Annotated in this window: 2 tRNA genes and 2 rRNA genes; all 4 read left to right on the top strand. The window is 46.8% G+C overall.

Annotated features, from left to right (window positions below):
• The first annotated feature begins 1 nt into the window (after window position 1).
• Window positions 2-78 (top strand) — tRNA-Ile (locus tag AC5SLP_RS14340).
• Window position 79: 1 nt separating this feature from the next.
• Window positions 80-155 (top strand) — tRNA-Ala (locus tag AC5SLP_RS14335).
• Window positions 156-428: 273 nt separating this feature from the next.
• A 23S ribosomal RNA gene (locus tag AC5SLP_RS14330) occupies window positions 429-3,341 on the top strand.
• A 134-nt stretch (window positions 3,342-3,475) separates the two neighbouring features.
• Window positions 3,476-3,591: ribosomal RNA gene (gene rrf / locus AC5SLP_RS14325) — 5S ribosomal RNA — on the top strand.
• Window positions 3,592-3,608: the final 17 nt, after the last annotated feature.

Genomic DNA, 3,608 nt, shown 5'->3' with positions numbered 1-3,608 from the left:
GGGGCTTATAGCTCAGGTGGTTAGAGCGTACCCCTGATAAGGGTAAGGTCAGAGGTTCGAGTCCTCTTAAGCCCACCATGGGGAATTAGCTCAGCTGGGAGAGCGCCTGCTTTGCACGCAGGAGGTCAGCGGTTCGATCCCGCTATTCTCCACCATTTTAAATGGACATTGTGAAGAAGCGTTAAAGAAGTTTAATAACAGTTCTTACTTGCAAGGGTTGTTATTAGACTTTTTTAGTCTAAAGTTATTTAATTTATTATTGTCAAAGTCAACAAAACGCAAAAAAACAATTTACAACTTGTTGAATGTGTTCTTCGCAAAGCGAAAGCTTTAGTGATTGAATGAAGACTGGACTTTGTTCAGGCTTTATGAGACAGAAGAATGTTTTACATTTAATAAGGGAGTGAAATGTGCATTAGAATACAAATAGGTAAGCTATTAAGAGCGAATGGTGGATGCCTAGGCTGTAAGAGGCGATGAAGGACGTACTAGACTGCGAAAAGTTGCGGGGAGCTGTCAAGAAGCTTTGATCCGCAAATATCCGAATGGGGCAACCCAGCTAGCAGTGATGCTAGTTACCCTGCGGGGGGCGAACCTGGCGAAGTGAAACATCTCAGTAGCCAGAGGAGAAGAAATCAAATAGAGATTCCGATAGTAGCGGCGAGCGAACTTGGAAGAGGGCAAACCTGTTGCTTGCAACAGGGGTTGTAGGACTGCGTTGTAGAATGATGATAGATAGTAGAGTAATCTGGAAAGATTAACCACAGCGGGTGATAGTCCCATATACGAAATCTTAATTCATCTTAGCAGTATCCTGAGTAGGGCGGAACACGTGATATTCTGTCTGAAGCCGGGAGGACCACCTCCCAACCCTAAATACTACTTACAGACCGATAGTGAACCAGTACCGTGAGGGAAAGGTGAAAAGAACCCCAGTGAGGGGAGTGAAATAGAACCTGAAACCATTTGCTTACAATCATTCAGAGCCCTATGATTTATCAGGGTGATGGACTGCCTTTTGCATAATGAGCCTGCGAGTTGTGGTATCTGGCGAGGTTAAGAAAACTCGGAGCCGTAGCGAAAGCGAGTCTTAATAGGGCGAATTAGTCAGATGCTGCAGACCCGAAGCGAAGTGATCTATCCATGAGCAGGTTGAAGCTGGTGTAAGAGCTAGTGGAGGACCGAACTCGCTGACGTTGAAAAGTCTTGGGATGACTTGTGGATAGGGGTGAAAGGCCAATCAAACTTCGTGATAGCTGGTTCTCTCCGAAATATATTTAGGTATAGCGTCATGTTGTAGTATACGGGGGTAGAGCACTGATTGGGCTAGGGCCTATACCAAGGTACCAAACCCTGTCAAACTCCGAATACCGTATATGTAATCATGGCAGTCAGGCGGCGGGTGATAAAATGCGTCGTCAAGAGGGGAACAACCCAGACTACCAGCTAAGGTCCCAAAGTGATAACTCAGTGGAAAACGATGTGGAGTTACTTAAACAACCAGGAGGTTGGCTTAGAAGCAGCCATCCTTTAAAGAAAGCGTAACAGCTCACTGGTCTAGTGATTCTGCGCGGAAAATATAACGGGGCTAAAGTTATCCACCGAAGCTGTAGATTCTACTTTTAGTAGAGTGGTAGGAGAGCGTTCTAGTCAGCATTGAAGGTGTACCGGTAAGGAGCGCTGGAGCGGCTAGAAGTGAGTATGCAGGCATGAGTAGCGATAAAACAGGTGAGAATCCTGTTCGCCGAAAACCCAAGGTTTCCTACGCGATGTTCGTCATCGTAGGGTTAGTCGGGACCTAAGTCGAGTCCGAAAGGGGTAGACGATGGAAAGTTGGTTAATATTCCAACACCAATAATAGAGCGCGATGGAAGGACGCTTAAAGCTAAACGAGGCAACTGATGGAATAGTTGTTCGAAGGGTGTAGATTAGATGATAGGCAAATCCGTCATCTTATATTCGAGACCTGACAGGCACTTGATGCTCTTCGGAGTGGATGGTGAATCGTTGATGCTATCGAGCCAAGAAAAGTTTCTAAGTATATCTGTTATTGCTCGTACCGTAAACCGACACAGGTGGGTGAGATGAGTATTCTAAGGCGCGTGGAAGAAATCTGGTTAAGGAACTCTGCAAAATAGCACCGTATCTTCGGTATAAGGTGTGCCTCCTTCTGTATATGGACTTGCTCCAAAAAGCGGAAAAGGTTGCAACAAAGAGTCCCTCCCGACTGTTTACCAAAAACACAGCACTCTGCTAACTCGTAAGAGGATGTATAGGGTGTGACGCCTGCCCGGTGCTGGAAGGTTAATTGATGTGGTTAGCGCAAGCGAAGCCATTGATCGAAGCCCCAGTAAACGGCGGCCGTAACTATAACGGTCCTAAGGTAGCGAAATTCCTTGTCGATTAAATATCGACCTGCATGAATGGCGTAACGAGATGGGAGCTGTCTCGACCAGAAATCCAGTGAAATTGTAGTGGAGGTGAAAATTCCTCCTACCCGCGGCAAGACGGAAAGACCCCGTGGACCTTTACTATAGCTTGACACTGCTGTTGGGATAAGAATGTGCAGGATAGGTGGGAGGCTTTGAGGATGTGACGCCAGTTGCATCTGAGCCATTGTTGAGATACCACTCTTTTTTATTCTGATAGCTAACTGGGACATATTATCTATGTTCAGGACAATGTCTGGTGGGTAGTTTGACTGGGGCGGTCGCCTCCTAAAAAGTAACGGAGGCTTACAAAGGTTGGCTCAGAACGGTTGGAAATCGTTCGTAGAGTATAATGGTACAAGCCAGCTTGACTGTGAGACATACACGTCGAGCAGAGACGAAAGTCGGTCATAGTGATCCGGTGGTTCTGTGTGGAAGGGCCATCGCTCAAAGGATAAAAGGTACCCCGGGGATAACAGGCTGATCTCCCCCAAGAGCTCACATCGACGGGGAGGTTTGGCACCTCGATGTCGGCTCATCGCATCCTGGGGCTGGAGCAGGTCCCAAGGGTATGGCTGTTCGCCATTTAAAGCGGTACGCGAGCTGGGTTCAGAACGTCGTGAGACAGTTCGGTCCCTATCTGCCGTGGGCGTAGGAAAGTTGAGGAGAGTTAACCCTAGTACGAGAGGACCGGGTTGAACGAACCACTGGTGTACGGGTTGTTCTGCCAAGAGCATCGCCCGGTAGCTATGTTCGGATGTGATAACCGCTGAAAGCATCTAAGCGGGAAGCCAACTCCAAGATGAACTTTCCCTGAAGACCTCATGAAGACTACATGTTTGATAGGCTGGGTGTGTAATGGGTGAGAGCCCTTTAGCTGACCAGTACTAATAGGTCGTTTGGCTTATTTATTTTAATGTATGATAATGCTATTTCACTTCCTTATTAAGTGTAAAGCGCTTTGTTGACTAGACAATACTAAAATCACCAAAGAATGGTGAATTAAGCCTATTTCGTTATAATACGACATAGATTTACTTCACGATTCTGGTGGCTATAGAGAAGAGGAAACGCCCTGTCCCATTTCGAACCAGGAAGCTAAGCTCTTCATCGCCGATAATACTCTCCCTTACTGGGATGGAAACGTAGGTCGCCGCCAGTTCCTCGTGATTCCTTTTT

It is taken from the genome of Sulfurospirillum sp. E15m (assembly GCF_059415145.1).
The sequence above is the reverse complement of the archived record's forward strand: the minus strand, read 5'-3'. Positions and strand labels throughout refer to the sequence as shown.